A 972-nucleotide genomic window follows, 5' to 3' on the forward strand; every position below is an offset into this window, starting at 1 on the left:
AAGGTGATAAGCGGTGCGGTTAAATCAATCGGCACGGTCGCATTAACAATGGTTTCATTACCGGCAATATCTGTGATACTCACCACCGCCGAGGCATCCCCTTCGGCCACCGTCAGCGGCACTGCGACTGTGAATAAACCACCGACGCCTACGGTCGCCGTCAAGACATGCTCATCACCCAAAAAGTCGGTCAAGGTCACGCGCACTTCGGTGCCTTCGGGCTCACTGCAACTCCCAGTAATCACAGGTAAGCCTAGGTTTACATCAATATCACCGAGCTTATCCAAGGTGATAAGGGGTGCGCTGGTATCAATCGGCACAGTCGCATTAACAATGGTTTCATTACCGGCGATATCTGTGACACTTATTTCAGCACTTGCTTCTCCTTGTGCAACAGTTCCAGGAATAAGCACAGTAAAGAGCCCCCCTACACCAACTGTTGTGGTCAAATTGAATTCATTAGCTTCTGAGTCAATAAGAGTAACGCTTATTACCGTACCCTCAGGCTCTGAACATGTACCCGTAATTGACGGTAAATTAGCGCTCACGTCTATGTCACCTAACTTGTCTAACGTAATAACGGGCTCAGTAAGATCAATAGGCACGGTAGCGTTTAGGACTGTTTCATTGCCAGCTAAGTCCGTAACGCTGATAACTGCTGAAGCATCACCATCTGCTGCAGTCGCTGGAATGACAACGGTAAACAATCCATCTATATCAACTTGGGCGGACAATGAGAATTCAACATTATTCGAATCTGTGATCACGACGGTAATGACAGTGCCTTCAGGTTCAGAGCAGGTACCAGATAGGATTGGAAATCCAGACTCCACTTCACCTACAACCGTTAAGGCAATCGTTGGGCCTTCGGTGTCCACGCTGCCTGTGTCACTTTCAGTAGTGCTGTTACCTGCGGCATCGGTAATGCTTGCTTGAACCGTGTAATTGCCTTGGGCCAAGTCATTAAGCACG

General features: G+C 48.5%; 1 protein-coding gene. It reads right to left on the reverse strand.

Features of this window, described 5'->3' with window-relative positions; genetic code table 11:
* The coding region (locus GCHA_RS17915; RefSeq protein WP_193362836.1) for an Ig-like domain repeat protein at positions 1 to 972 on the reverse strand (972 nt) is incomplete at both ends.

Source organism: Paraglaciecola chathamensis S18K6, from assembly GCA_000314955.1.
GTDB classification, from domain to species: Bacteria; Pseudomonadota; Gammaproteobacteria; order Enterobacterales; family Alteromonadaceae; genus Paraglaciecola; species Paraglaciecola chathamensis.